Consider the following 16,207-nt stretch of genomic DNA (forward strand, 5'->3'; position numbering starts at 1 on the left):
TATTGCTCAGATGTCAACTAAAGAGTTCGCTACAATGCCTCTCCTTCTTTTTGAGAGACAAGCATTGTGGCGCTACTCATTATCACCACTATCCTGTGGGCCTTCTCCTTTAGCCTGATTGGCGAATACCTTGCCGGTTCGGTCGACAGCTACTTCTCGGTGCTGATGCGCGTGGGGCTGGCGGCGCTGGTGTTCCTGCCGTTTCTGCGCACGCGCGGGCAATCGCTGAAAACGATTGTGCTGTACATGCTGGTGGGGGCGATGCAGCTTGGCATCATGTATCTGTTTAGCTTCCGGGCCTACGTCTACCTGTCTGTCTCCGAGTTCCTGCTCTTTACCGTGCTGACGCCGCTCTATATCACGCTGATTTACGACCTGCTCAGCAGACGCCGCCTGCGCTGGGGATACCTGCTTAGCGCGGCACTGGCGGTGATCGGCGCGGCGATTATTCGCTATGACAAAGTGAGCGATCACTTCTGGACCGGGCTGATGTTCGTCCAGCTCGCCAACATCAGTTTTGCCATCGGCATGGTGGGCTATAAGCGCCTGATGGAAACCCGTCCGATGCCGCAGCATAACGCGTTCGCCTGGTTTTATATGGGCGCCGCAATTGTCGCGGTGGCAGCGTGGTTTATGCTCGGTAACCCGCAAAAACTGCCGACCACCACCGTACAGTGGGGCGTTCTGGTCTGGCTGGGCGTGGTGGCGTCAGGGCTGGGGTACTTCATGTGGAACTACGGCGCTACGCAGGTAGACGCCGGTACGCTGGGGATCATGAACAACGTGCACGTCCCGGCAGGGCTTCTGGTCAACCTCGCCATCTGGCAGCAACAGCCGCACTGGCCGAGCTTCATTATTGGGGGAGCGGTGATCCTGGCTTCGCTGTGGGTCCATCGCCGATGGGTCGCTCCGCGCTCCGCACAAACGGAAGATGGTCGCACGCGTGGTTCCGCGCTGAGCGAATAAACGCCTCCGTAATCGGCTGACGCTGCTCGCCATCGCGCACGGCGGCGTACAGTCGGCTCCACAGCCCTTCACCCAGGGTTTTGGTCTGCACCAGACCCTGACGTTCAAAACTCTCCACCACCCAGTGCGGCAGCGCCGCGATACCCATTCTGGCCGCCACCATCTGAATCAGCAGCAGCGTGTTATCCACGCTTTTCAGCTGTGGGCTAACGCCTGCGGGCTGCAGGAAGTGGCGCCAGATATCCAGACGACTGCGCTGGACCGGATAAATCAGCAGCGTTTCCGTCGCCAGGTCTTCCGGCGTGATGCGCGTTTTGGTCGCCAGCGGATGGTCCGGGGCCAGCACCAGGCGCACTTCATAATCAAACATCGGCGAATAGTGCAGGCCGCTGCGCGGCAGGATGTCAGAGGTCATCACCAGGTCCAGCTCGCCCTGCTGCAGCGACGGCTGAGGGTCAAAGGTCACGCCGGATTTGAAGTCCATCTCCACCTGCGGCCACTTCTGGCGGAAGTTCTCAAGCGCGGGGGTCAGCCACTGAATACAGCTGTGGCACTCAATGGCGATACGCAGCTTGGTCTGCTGCGGTTCGTTACACGCCTGCAGCGCGCTGGCGATTTGCGGCAGTACCTGATTCGCCAGTTGAAGAAGAATTTCACCCTGAGGCGTAAAGCGCAGGGGCTGGCTCTTACGCACAAAAAGACGGAAGCCGAGGCGTTGTTCCAGATCGCTGAACTGGTGAGAAAGGGCGGACTGGGTCTGGTGCAGCGTGGCCGCAGCCGCCGCGAGCGAGCCGCAGTTCCGCAACGCTTGTAGCGTTTTCAGGTGTTTTATCTCGATCATGAAAGTCCTTCACTTCGCCATGAACATATTGCGCTTGAGGAATATACAGTACCTGCCAATTATAGATGTGTAAACATCTGGACGTCTAAATAACGAATTTCACAAGGGGCACACCATGACAATCCGCAATCACACTCTCGGTTTCCCTCGCGTTGGCCTGCGTCGCGAGCTGAAAAAAGCGCAAGAAAGCTACTGGGCGGGGAACGCCACCCGTGAAGAACTGCTGGCGGTGGGGCGCGAGCTGCGCGCCCGCCACTGGGAGCAGCAAAAACAGGCGGGTATTGACCTGCTGCCGGTGGGCGATTTCGCCTGGTACGACCATGTTCTGACGACCAGCCTGCTGCTTGGCAACGTGCCGGCTCGTCATCAGAACAAAGATGGATCGGTAGATATCGATACTCTGTTCCGCATCGGCCGCGGCCGCGCGCCAACGGGTGAGCCAGCGGCAGCGGCGGAAATGACCAAGTGGTTCAACACCAACTATCACTATATGGTGCCGGAGTTCGTGAAAGGTCAGCAGTTCAGGCTGACCTGGACGCAGCTTCTGGACGAGGTGGACGAAGCGCTGGCGCTGGGCCACCAGGTGAAACCGGTGCTGCTCGGGCCGGTAACCTACCTGTGGCTGGGCAAAGTGAAAGGTGAGCCGTTTGACCGACTCAGCCTGCTGAAGGATATCCTGCCGGTCTACAAACAGGTGTTGATTGAGCTGGGCAAGCGTGGCATTCAGTGGGTGCAAATCGACGAACCGGCGCTGGTGCTCGAGCTGCCCCAGGTTTGGCTCGATGCCTTCAAACCGGCGTATGACGCGCTCACCGGGCAGGTGAAGCTGCTGCTCACCACCTATTTCGAAGGCGTGACGCCAAACCTGAAGACCATTAACGCGCTGCCGGTGCAGGGCCTGCACGTTGACCTCGTACACGGTAAAGATGATGTGGCGGAGCTGCACAAGCGCCTGCCAGCGGACTGGCTGCTTTCCGCCGGGCTGGTTAACGGTCGCAACGTCTGGCGTGCCGATCTGACCGAAAAATATGCGCAAATCAAAGACATCGTCGGCAAACGTGAGCTGTGGGTGGCCTCTTCCTGTTCCCTGTTGCACAGCCCGATCGATCTGAGCGTGGAGACCCGCCTGGATGCCGAGGTGAAAAGCTGGTTTGCCTTCGCCCTGCAAAAATGCGAAGAGCTGACGCTGCTGCGCGACGCGCTGAACAGCGGCGACACGGCGGCGATTACCGAATGGAGCGCCCCGATCCAGGCGCGTCGCCACTCTGCGCGCGTGCACAACCCGGCGGTGGAAAAACGTCTGGCGGCCATCACCGTCCAGGACAGCCAGCGCCAGAGCCCGTACGAGGTGCGCGCTGAAGCGCAGCGCGCCCGTTTCAACCTGCCCGCCTGGCCGACCACGACGATAGGCTCTTTCCCGCAAACGACGGAGATCCGCGGCCTGCGTCTGGACTTCAAAAAGGGCAATCTGGATGCGAATCACTACCGCACCGGCATCGCGGAACACATCAAGCAGGCGATTATCGAGCAGGAACGCCTGGGGCTGGACGTGCTGGTGCACGGCGAGGCCGAGCGTAACGACATGGTGGAATACTTTGGTGAGCATCTGGACGGCTTTGTCTTTACCCAGAACGGCTGGGTGCAGAGCTATGGCTCCCGCTGCGTGAAGCCGCCGGTGGTCATTGGTGACGTCAGCCGCCCGGAAGCGATCACCGTGGAGTGGGCGAAGTATGCCCAGTCCCTGACCGACAAGCCGGTAAAAGGGATGCTCACCGGTCCGGTGACCATTCTCTGCTGGTCGTTCCCGCGTGAAGACGTGACCCGTGAAACCATCGCCAAACAGATAGCCCTGGCGCTGCGTGATGAAGTGGCGGATCTGGAAGCGGCAGGTATTGGCATCATTCAGATTGACGAGCCTGCGCTGCGTGAAGGTCTGCCGCTGCGCCGCAGCGACTGGGATGCCTACCTGCAGTGGGGCGTGGAAGCGTTCCGCATTAACGCCGCGGTGGCGAAGGACGACACGCAGATCCACACCCACATGTGCTACTGCGAATTTAACGACATCATGGATTCGATTGCCGCGCTGGACGCCGACGTGATCACCATCGAGACCTCGCGTTCGGACATGGAACTGCTGGAGTCGTTTGAAGAGTTCGACTACCCGAATGAAATCGGGCCGGGCGTGTACGACATTCACTCCCCGAACGTGCCGAGCGTGGAGTGGATAGAAGCCCTGCTGAAAAAAGCGGCCCAGCGCATTCCGGCAGAGCGCCTGTGGGTGAACCCGGACTGCGGACTGAAAACCCGCGGCTGGCCGGAGACGCGTGCTGCGCTCGCCAACATGGTGAAGGCGGCGCAGAATTTGCGTCAGGCGTAGTGGTGTTAGATTGCCCGGTAAGGCGTAGCCGCCACCGGGCTTTTTGCTTTATGCTTTCTTCCCGCCGTACTGGCTAAACCACGCCAGCATCCGCTGCCAGCCATCTTTGGCTGATTCAGCGTGATAGCTCGGACGATAATCGGCGTTAAAAGCATGCCCGGCATCCGGGTAGACCACAATCTCCGCCTTCGCATTTGCCGCACGGAGCGCATGGCGCATGGTCTCTACCGAATCAAGCGAAATACCGGTGTCCTGTCCGCCGTAAAGCCCTAACACGGGGGCATTTAACTCGGTGGCGATATCGACGGGATGTTTCGGTGAATTCAGCGTTTTTTCACCCACCAGTTTGCCGTACCAGGCGACAGCGGCTTTGAGCTGCGGGTTATGCGCGGCATACAGCCAGCTAATGCGCCCGCCCCAGCAGAAACCGGTGACCAGCAGACGATGCGGATCGCCGCCGTTGCGTGCCGCCCAGCTGGCGACGTGGTCGAGATCGGCCAGCACCTGCGCGTCCGGGACTTTGCTGACCAGGTTGCTGAGCAATGTTGGAATATCGCTGTAGTCGTTCGGATCGCCCTGACGGAAGTAGAGCTCTGGGGCAACGGCCAGATACCCTTCCAGCGCCAGCCGGCGGCAGAGGTCGCGAATGTGTTCGTGAACACCAAATATCTCCTGAATCACAATCACGATGGGCAGCGGGCCGTCTGCCGATTTTGGCCGTGCGTGATAAGCAGGCATATTCTCCCCCTGCGAGGGAATGGAGGTCTCACCCGCGGTAATTGCCGCTTCTGGCGTCGACACGATGGTTGAAGCATGTGGGGCCGCAGCAGGTGCAAAACCGGTTTTTTCAGTCATGGCATTCTCCGTACCAATGAGTTAGCGCAAAGGTAAATATAGACACCAGGTTAACAACTCACAGTGCCTTAAACGGTCTATCTTTTGTGCAGCACCTGGCGATATAACTTGTTAATGTGATGTAAATCACCTTTTTATGGAAATTCAATGTAATCATTTTCATTCATGGTGAGGTGCGTCACGAAAATATGCTTACTGCTTCTGTAAAGTACCGTTTTACTTCTTCTGACTAACCGACCCACAGAGGAGTCACCTATGTCTAAGTCTGATGTTTTTCATCTCGGCCTCACTAAAAACGATTTACAAGGGGCTACGCTCGCTATCGTCCCCGGCGATCCTGAGCGTGTGGAAAAGATCGCCGCGCTGATGGATAAGCCGGTCAAGCTGGCTGCCCATCGTGAGTTCACCACCTGGCGCGCAGAGCTGGATGGCAAAGCGGTGATCGTGTGCTCTACCGGTATCGGTGGTCCGTCTACCTCTATTGCTGTTGAAGAGCTGGCGCAGCTGGGCATTCGTACTTTCCTGCGTATCGGTACCACCGGCGCTATCCAGCCGCACATCAACGTCGGCGATGTGCTGGTCACGACCGCGTCCGTCCGTCTGGACGGTGCAAGCCTGCACTTTGCACCGATGGAATTCCCGGCAGTGGCTGATTTCGAATGCACCACCGCGCTGGTTGAAGCCGCGAAGTCCGTAGGCGCAACTACCCACGTGGGCGTAACCGCCTCTTCCGACACCTTCTACCCGGGCCAGGAGCGTTACGACACCTTCTCAGGTCGCGTGGTAAGCCGTTTCAAAGGCTCAATGGAAGAGTGGCAGTCCATGGGCGTGATGAACTACGAAATGGAATCCGCTACGCTGCTGACCATGTGCGCAAGCCAGGGTCTGCGTGCCGGTATGGTGGCGGGCGTTATCGTCAACCGTACCCAGCAGGAGATCCCTAACGCCGAAACCATGAAGCAGACCGAAAGTCATGCAGTGAAAATCGTGGTTGAAGCCGCGCGTCGCCTGATCTAGTCCTCTCCTTTCGAAATCAAAGGCCGACACGTTCGGCCTTTATTTTTTGCGTAGCGCCTCGCAGGAAAACCCTTTCAAACTGGACGTTTGTACAGCACAATCCTATTTTGTGCGGGTAATACGTTGATGCAGGGGGCATTGTGGATATCTCAATCCTGATTTATGCGGTGATTGCGCTGGCGGGCGTGGCGATAGGCTGGCTCATTTCCAGCTATCAGCATGCACAGCAGAAGGCCGACCAGCTGGCAGAGCGCGAAGAGATAGTCGCTGAATTAAGTGCGGCAAAGCAGCAGCTTGCGCTGAGTGACCACTGGCGAGAGGAGTGCGAGCTGCTCAACAACGAGCTGCGCAACCTGCGAGATATCAATACCTCGCTGGAGGCCGATCTCCGCGAAGTGACCACCCGCCTTGAATCCACCCAGCTGCATGCGGAAGACAAAATCCGCCAGATGATCAACAGCGAGCAGCGCCTCAGCGAACAGTTTGAGAACCTAGCCAACCGTATTTTTGAGCACAGTAACCGCCGCGTTGACGAACAGAACCGCCAGAGCCTGAACAGCCTGCTGACGCCCCTGCGCGAACAGCTTGACGGTTTTCGTCGTCAGGTGCAGGACAGCTTTGGGCAGGAGGCGCGCGAGCGTCACACGCTGGCGCATGAGATTCGCAATCTCCAGCAGCTGAATGCCCAGATGGCGCAGGAAGCGGTCAACCTGACCCGCGCGCTGAAAGGGGATAACAAAACCCAGGGCAACTGGGGAGAAGTGGTGCTGACCCGCGTACTGGAAGCCTCTGGACTGCGGGAAGGATATGAATACGAAACGCAGGTAAGTATCGAAAACGACGCCCGCTCTCGTATGCAGCCGGATGTGATTGTGCGGCTGCCGCAGGGTAAAGATGTGGTGATTGACGCCAAAATGACGCTGGTGGCCTATGAGCGCTACTTCAACGCCGAAGATGACTACACCCGCGAATCGGCGCTGCAGGAGCACATTGCCTCCGTGCGTAACCACATTCGCCTGCTCGGCAGAAAGGACTACCAGCAGCTGCCGGGTCTCCGCTCGCTGGACTATGTCCTGATGTTTATCCCGGTAGAACCCGCGTTTCTGCTGGCACTCGACAGACAGCCTGAGCTTATCACCGAAGCGCTCAAAAATAACATTATGCTGGTCAGCCCCACCACGTTGCTGGTGGCGTTACGCACCATTGCGAACCTGTGGCGCTATGAGCACCAGAGCCGCAACGCGCAGCAGATTGCCGAGCGCGCCAGCAAGCTTTACGACAAAATGCGCCTCTTCGTGGACGACATGTCCTCAGTCGGGCAGAGCCTGGATCGTGCGCAGGATAACTACCGTCAGGCGATGAAAAAACTCGCCTCGGGACGCGGCAATTTGCTGGCACAGGCCGAATCCTTCCGCAGCCTGGGGGTTGAGGTTAAACGCGAGATTAATCCGGAATTGGTCGAACAGGCCACCGCCCAGGACGACGAGTTTCGCCTGCGAGAAGGTGCGGACGAACAAAAGACAAACAGTGAAGACAACACGTTAGCGGTGAATTTATCACCAGACGAGACGCCAGCGCGTTTCTTTCGCGGTGGTTGAAACGTAGGGCAAACGCGCCCAATCTGTTACACTTCACGAACATTTTACTGATAAGCAGGCTCTAAGATGGCTGACGATTCACAAGACACAACGCACTTTGGCTTTCAGACCGTCGCCAAAGCGCAGAAAGCTGACATGGTGGCCCACGTATTTCATTCCGTGGCGGCGAAGTACGATGTGATGAATGACCTGATGTCGTTCGGCATTCATCGCTTGTGGAAGCGCTTCACCATTGACTGTAGCGGCGTGCGTCGTGGACAAACGGTGCTGGACTTAGCCGGCGGCACGGGCGATTTAACCGCGAAGTTCTCCCGTCTGGTGGGCGAAACCGGTCGCGTTGTTCTTGCCGATATTAATGACTCCATGCTGAAAATGGGACGCGAAAAGCTGCGTAACATCGGCGTGGTGGGGAATGTGGAATATGTGCAGGCAAACGCCGAAGCGCTGCCATTCCCGGATAATACCTTTGACTGCATCACGATCTCTTTCGGTCTGCGTAACGTGACCGATAAAGAAAAAGCGCTGCGCTCCATGTACCGCGTGCTGAAGCCGGGTGGACGTCTGCTGGTGCTCGAGTTCTCTAAACCGATCATTGAGCCGCTGAGCAAAGCCTACGACGCCTATTCCTTCCACGTGCTGCCGCGTATTGGCGAGCTGGTGGCTAATGACGCTGAAAGCTACCGCTATCTGGCGGAATCTATCCGTATGCACCCGGATCAGGACACATTAAAAGCCATGATGCAGGATGCAGAATTTGAAAATGTTGAATATTTCAACCTGACGGCGGGCGTCGTCGCGCTGCATCGCGGTTACAAATTCTGAGTGGAGGTGTCCCGTGCCCTTTAAACCCTTAGTCTCCGCAGGCGTCGAGAATGTACTGAACGCTTTTCTGTATCGCGCTCCGGCGCTGAAAGCTGCACGTCAGCGGCTAAACGGGAAGGTATTACGCATTGTTTTAAAAGAGTTCTCGACGCCGCTTGTGCTGGTATTCAGCGAACGTCAGCTTGACGTTCTGGGGGCGTGGGAAGGTGAAGCCGACTGCTCGGTCATCACGCACATGAGCGTGCTGCCAAAACTGCGCGATCGCCAGCAATTAACGGCGCTTATCCGCAGCGGTGAGCTGGAAGTGGAAGGCGACATTCAGGTCGTGCAGAACTTCGTTGCGCTCACCGATCTGGCGGAGTTCGATCCGGCAGAGCTGCTTGCGCCTTTTATCGGCGACATCGCCGCCGAAGGCATCGGGAAAGTCCTTCATGGTGGCGCCTCCTTTGCGCGTAAAAGCCTCCAACGCCAGCAACGCTATGCGGCGGAAGTGCTGACTGAGGAGTGGCGAATGGCGCCCGGGGCACTGGAAGTTGCATGGTTTGCGGAAGAGACCGCTGCTGTTGAACGTGCGGTTGACGCGTTAACCAAACGGCTGGAAAAACTGGAGGGCAAATGACGCCTGGTGAAATTCGGCGCCTCTATTTTATTATTCGCACCTTTTTGAGCTACGGGCTCGACGAGCTTATCCCCAAAATGCGTATCACGCTGCCGCTTCGTATCTGGCGGCGGATGCTGTTCTGGATGCCCAATCGCCATAAAGGTCAACCGCTGGGTGAGCGTCTGCGCCTGGCGCTGCAGGAGCTCGGTCCGGTTTGGATTAAATTCGGACAGATGCTGTCGACCCGCCGCGATCTGTTCCCCCCTCTCATTGCCGATGAGCTCGCGATGTTGCAGGATCGCGTCGCACCGTTTGACGGCGCGCGCGCGAAAAAGCAGATTGAAGAGGCGATGGGGAATGTACCCGTCGAGACCTGGTTCGACGATTTCGACATTAAGCCACTGGCGTCGGCCTCAATCGCGCAGGTGCACACCGCGCGTTTGAAAGAAAACGGCAAAGAAGTCGTTATTAAGGTCATTCGACCGGACATCCTGCCCATCATCAAAGCGGACATGAAGCTGATTTATCGTCTGGCGCGCTGGGTACCACGCTTGCTGCCGGACGGGCGTCGCCTTCGTCCACTGGAAGTGGTGCGGGAATATGAAAAAACGCTGATTGATGAGCTTAATCTGCTGCGCGAATCGGCAAACGCCATTCAGCTGCGTCGCAACTTTGAAAACAGCCCGATGCTCTATGTACCTGAAGTCTATTCTGACTACTGCAGCCAGGACATGATGGTGATGGAGCGTATCTACGGTATTCCGGTTTCGGATGTGGTGGCCCTGGAGAAACAGGGAACGAACATGAAGCTGTTGGCCGAACGTGGCGTACAGGTCTTCTTTACCCAGGTATTCCGCGACAGTTTTTTCCATGCGGACATGCACCCGGGCAATATCTTCGTGAGCTACGAACACCCTGAGGATCCGAAGTATATCGGGATCGACTGCGGGATTGTGGGGTCGCTGAACAAAGAAGATAAACGGTATCTGGCAGAAAATTTCATCGCGTTCTTCAACCGCGACTACCGTAAAGTGGCCGAGCTGCACGTTGATTCCGGCTGGGTGCCGCCGGATACCAACGTCGAAGAGTTCGAGTTCGCGATCCGGACAGTTTGTGAACCGATTTTTGAAAAACCGCTGGCGGAAATCTCCTTCGGGCACGTACTGTTAAACCTGTTTAATACGGCTCGCCGCTTTAATATGGAAGTTCAGCCACAGCTAGTTTTACTTCAGAAAACATTACTTTACGTTGAGGGTGTAGGCCGACAGCTCTATCCTCAGTTAGACTTGTGGAAGACCGCGAAACCTTTCCTTGAATCCTGGATTAAGGATCAGGTTGGCATTCCGGCGCTGGTGCGCTCGCTGAAAGAGAAAGGCCCGTTCTGGATAGAAAAAATGCCTGAAATTCCTGAACTGGTTTATGACAGTTTGCGTCAGAGCAAGAACCTTCAGCACAGCATGGATAAAATCGCCCGCGAGCTTCAGTCCAGCCGTGTTCGCCAGGGACAGTCACGCTATCTCTTTGGGATTGGCGCAACGCTGCTGCTGAGCGGCACGCTGCTGCTGATCAACCGTCCGGACTGGCAGATGATGCCCGCCTGGCTGATGGCTGGCGGAGTGGTAGTCTGGCTAGCAGGCTGGCGAAAAACGCGCTGAGCGTGCGTCGCTATCGACGGGTCGCATACGTATAATGCGACCTGACTCATTAATCATCTATCCCTGAGGAACATGTATGGGTGGAATCAGTATCTGGCAATTAGTCATTATTGCCGTCATCGTCGTGCTGCTGTTTGGCACCAAAAAGCTCGGTTCTATTGGTTCCGATCTGGGCGCGTCTATCAAAGGCTTCAAGAAAGCGATGAGCGATGATGAGAACAAGCAGGATAAAACCAGCCAGGACGCTGATTTTACTGCTAAAACCATCGCCGATAAGCAAGAAGAAGCCAAAAAGGAAGACGCTAAACGCCACGATAAAGAGCAGGTGTAAGTCGTGTTCGACATTGGTTTTAGTGAGCTCCTGCTGGTCTTTGTGATTGGCCTGATTGTGCTGGGGCCGCAGCGTCTGCCGGTGGCAGTGAAAACCGTTGCGGGCTGGGTTCGTGCGCTGAGATCGCTGGCATCGACCGTTCAGAATGAACTGGCGCAGGAGCTTAAGCTGCAGGAATTTCAGGAAAGCCTGAAAAAGGTTGAGAAGGCGAGCATGGATAACCTGACGCCGGAGCTGAAAGCGTCCATGGATGAGCTGCGCGAAGCGGCGGAATCGATGAAGCGCTCCTATAGCGTTAACGATCCTGAAAAAGCGAGCGATGAAGCGAATACCATCCATAACCCGGTGGTGAAGGGCAGCGAGGAGCAGCGCGAGGGCATAACGCCTGCCAGCGCTGAACATCAGGCTGCCGCGCCAGAGCAGACGCCGCAGGAAACCGAAGTGAAAAAACAGGCGCAGCCGGAAGAGCCGGTAGCAAAAACGGCGGAAGTGAAGCCCGCTGCGTCCGTTTCCGAACCCTCCCCCTCGTCGAGTGATAAAGCGTAAACATGGCAGTAGATGATACTCAACCGCTGATTACGCACCTCATTGAGCTGCGTAAGCGCCTGTTAAACTGCATTATTGCGGTTTTACTCATATTCCTGTGCCTGGTCTATTTTGCCAACGACATCTATCAGGTGGTCTCTGCGCCGCTGATCAAGCAGATGCCGCTGGGCGCAACGATGATTGCAACAGACGTTGCTTCTCCGTTCTTTACCCCCATCAAGCTGACCTTCTGGGTGTCGTTGATTGCCTCTGCACCGGTCATTCTTTACCAGGTGTGGGCGTTTGTGGCGCCAGCGCTGTATAAGCATGAACGCAAGCTGGTGATCCCGCTGCTGGTGTCCAGCTCACTGCTGTTCTATATCGGCATGGCGTTTGCCTATTTCGTTGTCTTCCCGCTGGCCTTCGGCTTTCTGACGCATACCGCGCCGGAAGGGGTCCAGGTGTCGACGGATATCGCCAGCTACCTCAGCTTTGTGATGGCGCTGTTTATGGCATTTGGCGTGGCATTCGAAGTGCCGGTGGCCATTGTGCTGCTTTGCTGGGTAGGGGTAACCACCCCGGATGACCTGCGTAAGAAGCGTCCGTATATCCTGGTGGGCGCCTTTGTTGTCGGCATGCTGCTGACGCCGCCGGATGTATTCTCGCAGACGCTGCTGGCCATACCGATGTACTGTCTGTTTGAGGTCGGCGTATTCTTCTCGCGTTTCTACGTGGGTAAAGGACGTCGAGCGGATGACGAAGACGATACGTCCGACAAGACCACTGAAGAGTAAAACCAGCCGCCCGTCAGGGCGGTTGTTATATGGGGATTTGCATGTTTGATATCGGACTCAATCTGACCAGCTCGCAGTTTGCGAAAGATCGTGATGAGGTGGTTGCGCGCGCGTTTGCCGCCGGGGTGAAAGGACTGCTGCTGACAGGCACCAACCTGCATGAGAGCGAGCAGGCGCAGCAGCTGGCACAACGCTACGATCGCTGTTGGTCTACTGCTGGCGTGCATCCTCACGACAGCAGCCAGTGGACCGCGGAGAGTGGCGACACCCTGTACAGGCTGGCGAAGACGTCAGACGTTGTGGCGATCGGCGAATGCGGTCTCGATTTCAACCGTAACTTTTCCACGCCTGAAGAGCAGGAAAAGGCGTTCACTGCCCAGCTTGCGCTGGCAGCAGAGCTTGGAATGCCCGTATTTATGCACTGCCGCGACGCGCATGAGCGTTTCCTGGCACTTCTGGATCCGTGGCTGGAGAAACTGCCCGGCGCGGTACTGCACTGCTTCACCGGTTCACGGCACGAAGCGCTGGATTGTCTGAAGCGAGGGCTGTATCTGGGCATTACCGGCTGGGTTTGCGATGAACGTCGCGGGCTTGAACTTCGTGAGCTGTTGCCGGTAATCCCGGCTGACCGGTTGCTCTTTGAAACCGATGCGCCCTATCTGCTACCGCGCGATATGAAGCCCAAACCGACATCGCGGCGAAATGAGCCCGCGTATCTGGGGCACATTGTTGAGAGCGTTGCGAAGTGGCGCGGAGAGGATCCGCACTGGCTTTCGGCGCAGACGGATGACAACGTGCGTAATCTGTTCGGGATAAACGTTTAAAGCTTGCGGAAGTCGGTATTTTTAACGCTCTGCAGGACCTGCTTGTTCAGCAGATTGAGCAACAGCATAGAGCGAGCTTCCCCGTCCGGCTCGGCAAAAATCGCCTGCAGACCTTCGAAAGCGCCTTCGGTAATCACGACGCTATCGCCGGTGTAAGGAGTTTCGGGGTCGGTGATTCCTTCAGGCTGTTGATAAATCGACAGTTGATGAATGACCGTCGACGGAACTGTTGCCGGGTGGGCGCCAAAACGAACGAAGTGGCTGACGCCACGCGTTGCGCTGATGGTGGTGGTGTGGATGACTTCCGGGTCGAACTCCACGAACAGGTAGTTCGGGAACAACGGCTCACTGACGGTTGTGCGCTTCCCGCGCTGCATTTTTTCAAGCGTGATCACGGGTGTCAGGCAATTTACAGACTGACGTTCAAGATGTTCCTGCGCGCGCTGAAGTTGCCCGCGTTTGCAATACAGTAAATACCAGGCCTGCATAATCACTCTTTCCCTTAGTTCGGGGCGCAAGCATATCAAAACCCTGGCGGGATCGCTAAGTTGATTATAATGGGGGAAAATGGAACAGAACGCATAAGTTCACGCTTATTTAACAAAATTACAGCATCAAGCAGGCTTACGCCGTATAATGAAGCGCTTACAGAGAGGCCATGATTAACTGCATGAAATACCACGATCTCCGCGACTTCCTGACGCTGCTGGAAAAGCAGGGTGAACTCAAACGTATTACACTTCCTGTTGATCCTTATCTGGAGATGACAGAAATTGCTGACCGCACCCTGCGTGCCGGTGGCCCCGCATTACTGTTTGAAAATCCGAAAGGTTACTCAATGCCGGTGCTGTGCAACCTGTTTGGTACACCGCGTCGTGTTGCATTGGGGATGGGGCAGGAAGACGTCACGGCGCTGCGTGAAGTCGGTAAACTGCTGGCGTTTCTGAAAGAGCCGGAGCCACCGAAAGGCTTCCGCGATCTGTTCGACAAACTGCCGCAGTTTAAGCAGGTGCTGAACATGCCTACCAAACGCCTGCGCGGCGCGCCGTGCCAGCAGAAAGTGCTGGAAGGCGATGCGGTTGATCTGACCAAAATCCCTATCATGCAGTGCTGGCCTGAAGATGCCGCTCCGCTGATCACCTGGGGGTTGACCGTTACGCGCGGCCCGCACAAAGAGCGGCAAAACCTCGGTATTTACCGCCAGCAGTTGATTGGCAAGAATAAACTCATCATGCGCTGGCTGTCGCATCGCGGCGGCGCGCTGGATTTCCAGGAGTGGTGCGCCGCGCATCCGGGGGAACGTTTCCCGGTATCTGTCGCCTTAGGCGCCGATCCGGCCACCATTCTGGGAGCCGTCACCCCCGTGCCGGATACCCTTTCTGAATATGCGTTTGCAGGCCTGCTGCGCGGAACGAAAACCGAAGTCGTGAAGTGTATTTCTAACGATCTCGAAGTTCCGGCCAGTGCAGAAATTGTTCTGGAAGGTTACCTTGAGCAGGGTGAAATGGCGCCAGAAGGACCTTACGGCGACCACACCGGCTATTACAACGAAGTGGATAACTTCCCGGTGTTTACCGTCACGCACATTACCCAGCGTGAAGATGCGATTTATCACTCCACCTATACCGGACGTCCACCGGACGAACCGGCGGTGCTGGGCGTGGCGCTGAACGAAGTGTTTGTGCCAATCCTGCAAAAGCAGTTCCCGGAAATTGTTGATTTTTATCTGCCGCCTGAAGGATGCTCGTATCGCATGGCGGTGGTCACGATGAAGAAGCAGTATCCTGGCCATGCTAAACGCGTGATGATGGGCGTATGGTCTTTCCTGCGCCAGTTTATGTATACCAAATTTGTTATTGTCTGCGATGATGACGTTAACGCCCGCGACTGGAATGACGTAATCTGGGCCATTACCACGCGAATGGACCCGGCGCGCGATACGGTGTTAGTCGAAAACACGCCGATAGATTACCTGGATTTTGCCTCGCCGGTTTCCGGTCTTGGCTCAAAGATGGGACTGGATGCCACAAATAAATGGCCTGGCGAAACCGACCGTGAATGGGGTCGCCCGATCAAAAAAGATCCTGCAGTGACCGCGCGAATTGACGCGATCTGGGACGAGCTGGCCATAATGAATAACGGTAAACCCTGAGCTGACCGTTAAGCCCTATAGACTTCCCGACAGAGAGAGCGAATGACAACCTTAAGCTGTAAAGTGACCTCGGTAGATGCCATCACCGACACCGTATATCGCGTCCGTTTAGTGCCAGAAGCGCCATTCTCTTTCCGCGCGGGTCAGTACCTGATGGTTGTGATGGATGAGCGTGATAAGCGTCCTTTCTCTATGGCCTCAACGCCAGCGGAGCAGGAATTTATTGAGCTTCATATTGGTGCGTCAGAGCTTAACCTGTATGCGATGGCGGTGATGGATCGGATCCTGAAGGAACGTGAAATCGTGGTGGATATTCCGCACGGTGATGCGTGGCTGCGCGATGACGAAGACCGTCCGCTGATCCTGATCGCTGGCGGTACGGGCTTCTCTTATGTGCGCTCTATTCTGTTGACCGCACTGGCGCGTAACCCGGACCGCGACATCACCATTTACTGGGGTGGCCGCGAAGAGAAACATCTGTACGACTTGTCTGAGCTGGAAGCGCTGAGCGTAACCCATCCTAACCTGCGCATTGAGCCGGTGGTTGAGCAGCCGGAAGAGGGCTGGCGTGGTCGTAGTGGGACGGTGCTGACGGCGGTGCTGCAGGATCATGGCACGCTGGCAGGGCACGATATCTATATCGCTGGCCGTTTTGAGATGGCGAAAATTGCCCGTGACCTGTTCTGTAACGAACGTGACGCGCGTGAAGACCGCCTGTTTGGCGATGCGTTTGCCTTCATTTAAATAAAAAACCCGCCCCTGACAGGCGGGAAGAACGGCAACTAAACTCTTTCTCTTCGCCAATGACGCCACTGGCGGCGAGGTACCTCTCGTAGGCCGGGAAAGCGC

16 protein-coding genes are annotated in these 16,207 nt (G+C 56.5%); 13 read left to right on the plus strand and 3 right to left on the minus strand.

Going from position 1 to position 16,207, the window contains the following annotated elements; translation table 11 throughout:
* The first annotated feature begins 66 nt into the window (after positions 1-66).
* Positions 67-966: a carboxylate/amino acid/amine transporter gene (locus NQ230_RS01350; RefSeq protein WP_047652229.1), complete on the plus strand. Its 900-nt coding sequence runs from the start codon at positions 67-69 to the stop codon at positions 964-966.
* On the opposite strand, the gene metR is transcribed toward NQ230_RS01350, so the two are convergent.
* A complete protein-coding gene (metR, locus tag NQ230_RS01355; RefSeq protein WP_121423317.1) occupies positions 854-1,807 on the minus strand; it encodes an HTH-type transcriptional regulator MetR in 954 nt (317 codons plus the stop codon). The two genes, NQ230_RS01350 and metR, sit on opposite strands and share 113 nt — an antisense overlap.
* Positions 1,808-1,922: 115 nt before the next feature.
* Between metR and metE the strand changes: the two genes are divergently transcribed.
* A complete protein-coding gene (gene metE / locus NQ230_RS01360) occupies positions 1,923-4,184 on the plus strand; it encodes a 5-methyltetrahydropteroyltriglutamate--homocysteine S-methyltransferase (RefSeq protein ID WP_257259646.1) in 2,262 nt (753 codons plus the stop codon).
* A gap of 48 nt (positions 4,185-4,232) precedes the next feature.
* Here the strand turns inward: metE and NQ230_RS01365 are convergent, their stop codons facing one another.
* Positions 4,233-5,039: a dienelactone hydrolase family protein gene (locus NQ230_RS01365; protein ID WP_023333795.1), complete on the minus strand. Its 807-nt coding sequence runs from the start codon at positions 5,037-5,039 to the stop codon at positions 4,233-4,235.
* Between the two features lie 255 nt (positions 5,040-5,294).
* Between NQ230_RS01365 and udp the strand changes: the two genes are divergently transcribed.
* The 9 genes from udp to tatD all read left to right on the plus strand — a co-directional run bounded on the left by udp (position 5,295) and on the right by tatD (position 13,206).
* Complete coding sequence (udp, locus tag NQ230_RS01370) at positions 5,295-6,056, plus strand: uridine phosphorylase (RefSeq protein ID WP_003860792.1); 762 nt, start codon at positions 5,295-5,297, stop codon at positions 6,054-6,056.
* A 140-nt stretch (positions 6,057-6,196) separates the two neighbouring features.
* Entirely contained in the window at positions 6,197-7,654 is a 1,458-nt protein-coding gene (gene rmuC, locus NQ230_RS01375) for a DNA recombination protein RmuC (RefSeq protein WP_257259647.1), read from the plus strand.
* A gap of 66 nt (positions 7,655-7,720) precedes the next feature.
* Entirely contained in the window at positions 7,721-8,476 is a 756-nt protein-coding gene (gene ubiE, locus NQ230_RS01380) for a bifunctional demethylmenaquinone methyltransferase/2-methoxy-6-polyprenyl-1,4-benzoquinol methylase UbiE (RefSeq protein ID WP_023309612.1), read from the plus strand.
* 13 nt (positions 8,477-8,489) lie between these two features.
* Positions 8,490-9,095, plus strand: a complete 606-nt coding sequence (gene ubiJ / locus NQ230_RS01385) for a ubiquinone biosynthesis protein UbiJ (RefSeq protein WP_257259649.1) — start codon at positions 8,490-8,492, stop codon at positions 9,093-9,095.
* On the plus strand, positions 9,092-10,732 hold the full coding sequence (gene ubiB, locus NQ230_RS01390; protein WP_213823059.1) for a ubiquinone biosynthesis regulatory protein kinase UbiB: 1,641 nt from the start codon (positions 9,092-9,094) through the stop codon (positions 10,730-10,732). Before ubiJ ends, ubiB begins: the two co-directional genes overlap by 4 nt.
* A gap of 76 nt (positions 10,733-10,808) precedes the next feature.
* A complete protein-coding gene (gene tatA / locus NQ230_RS01395; protein ID WP_121423311.1) occupies positions 10,809-11,063 on the plus strand; it encodes a Sec-independent protein translocase subunit TatA in 255 nt (84 codons plus the stop codon).
* Between the two features lie 3 nt (positions 11,064-11,066).
* Complete coding sequence (tatB, locus tag NQ230_RS01400) at positions 11,067-11,609, plus strand: Sec-independent protein translocase protein TatB (protein ID WP_121423310.1); 543 nt, start codon at positions 11,067-11,069, stop codon at positions 11,607-11,609.
* A gap of 2 nt (positions 11,610-11,611) precedes the next feature.
* Positions 11,612-12,382, plus strand: coding sequence for a Sec-independent protein translocase subunit TatC (gene tatC, locus NQ230_RS01405; protein ID WP_023309607.1), 771 nt, complete (start codon positions 11,612-11,614; stop codon positions 12,380-12,382).
* 41 nt (positions 12,383-12,423) lie between these two features.
* Positions 12,424-13,206 (plus strand): 3'-5' ssDNA/RNA exonuclease TatD, encoded by a 783-nt coding sequence (gene tatD / locus NQ230_RS01410; RefSeq protein ID WP_257259652.1) that lies wholly within the window; start codon positions 12,424-12,426, stop codon positions 13,204-13,206.
* Here tatD and rfaH read toward each other — a convergent pair.
* On the minus strand, positions 13,203-13,694 hold the full coding sequence (rfaH, locus tag NQ230_RS01415; RefSeq protein WP_023309605.1) for a transcription/translation regulatory transformer protein RfaH: 492 nt from the start codon (positions 13,692-13,694) through the stop codon (positions 13,203-13,205). The two genes, tatD and rfaH, sit on opposite strands and share 4 nt — an antisense overlap.
* A gap of 173 nt (positions 13,695-13,867) precedes the next feature.
* Here rfaH and ubiD point away from each other — a divergent pair, with 173 nt between their 5' ends.
* The gene (ubiD, locus tag NQ230_RS01420) at positions 13,868-15,358 is read left to right on the plus strand and encodes a 4-hydroxy-3-polyprenylbenzoate decarboxylase (RefSeq protein ID WP_162269347.1); all 1,491 of its coding nucleotides are present in this window, start codon (positions 13,868-13,870) and stop codon (positions 15,356-15,358) included.
* 42 nt (positions 15,359-15,400) lie between these two features.
* The gene (fre, locus tag NQ230_RS01425; RefSeq protein WP_008501516.1) at positions 15,401-16,102 is read left to right on the plus strand and encodes an NAD(P)H-flavin reductase; all 702 of its coding nucleotides are present in this window, start codon (positions 15,401-15,403) and stop codon (positions 16,100-16,102) included.
* The last annotated feature ends 105 nt before the right edge of the window (positions 16,103-16,207 follow it).

The sequence above is a fragment of the Enterobacter asburiae genome (assembly GCF_024599655.1).
GTDB classification, from domain to species: domain Bacteria; phylum Pseudomonadota; class Gammaproteobacteria; order Enterobacterales; family Enterobacteriaceae; genus Enterobacter; species Enterobacter asburiae_D.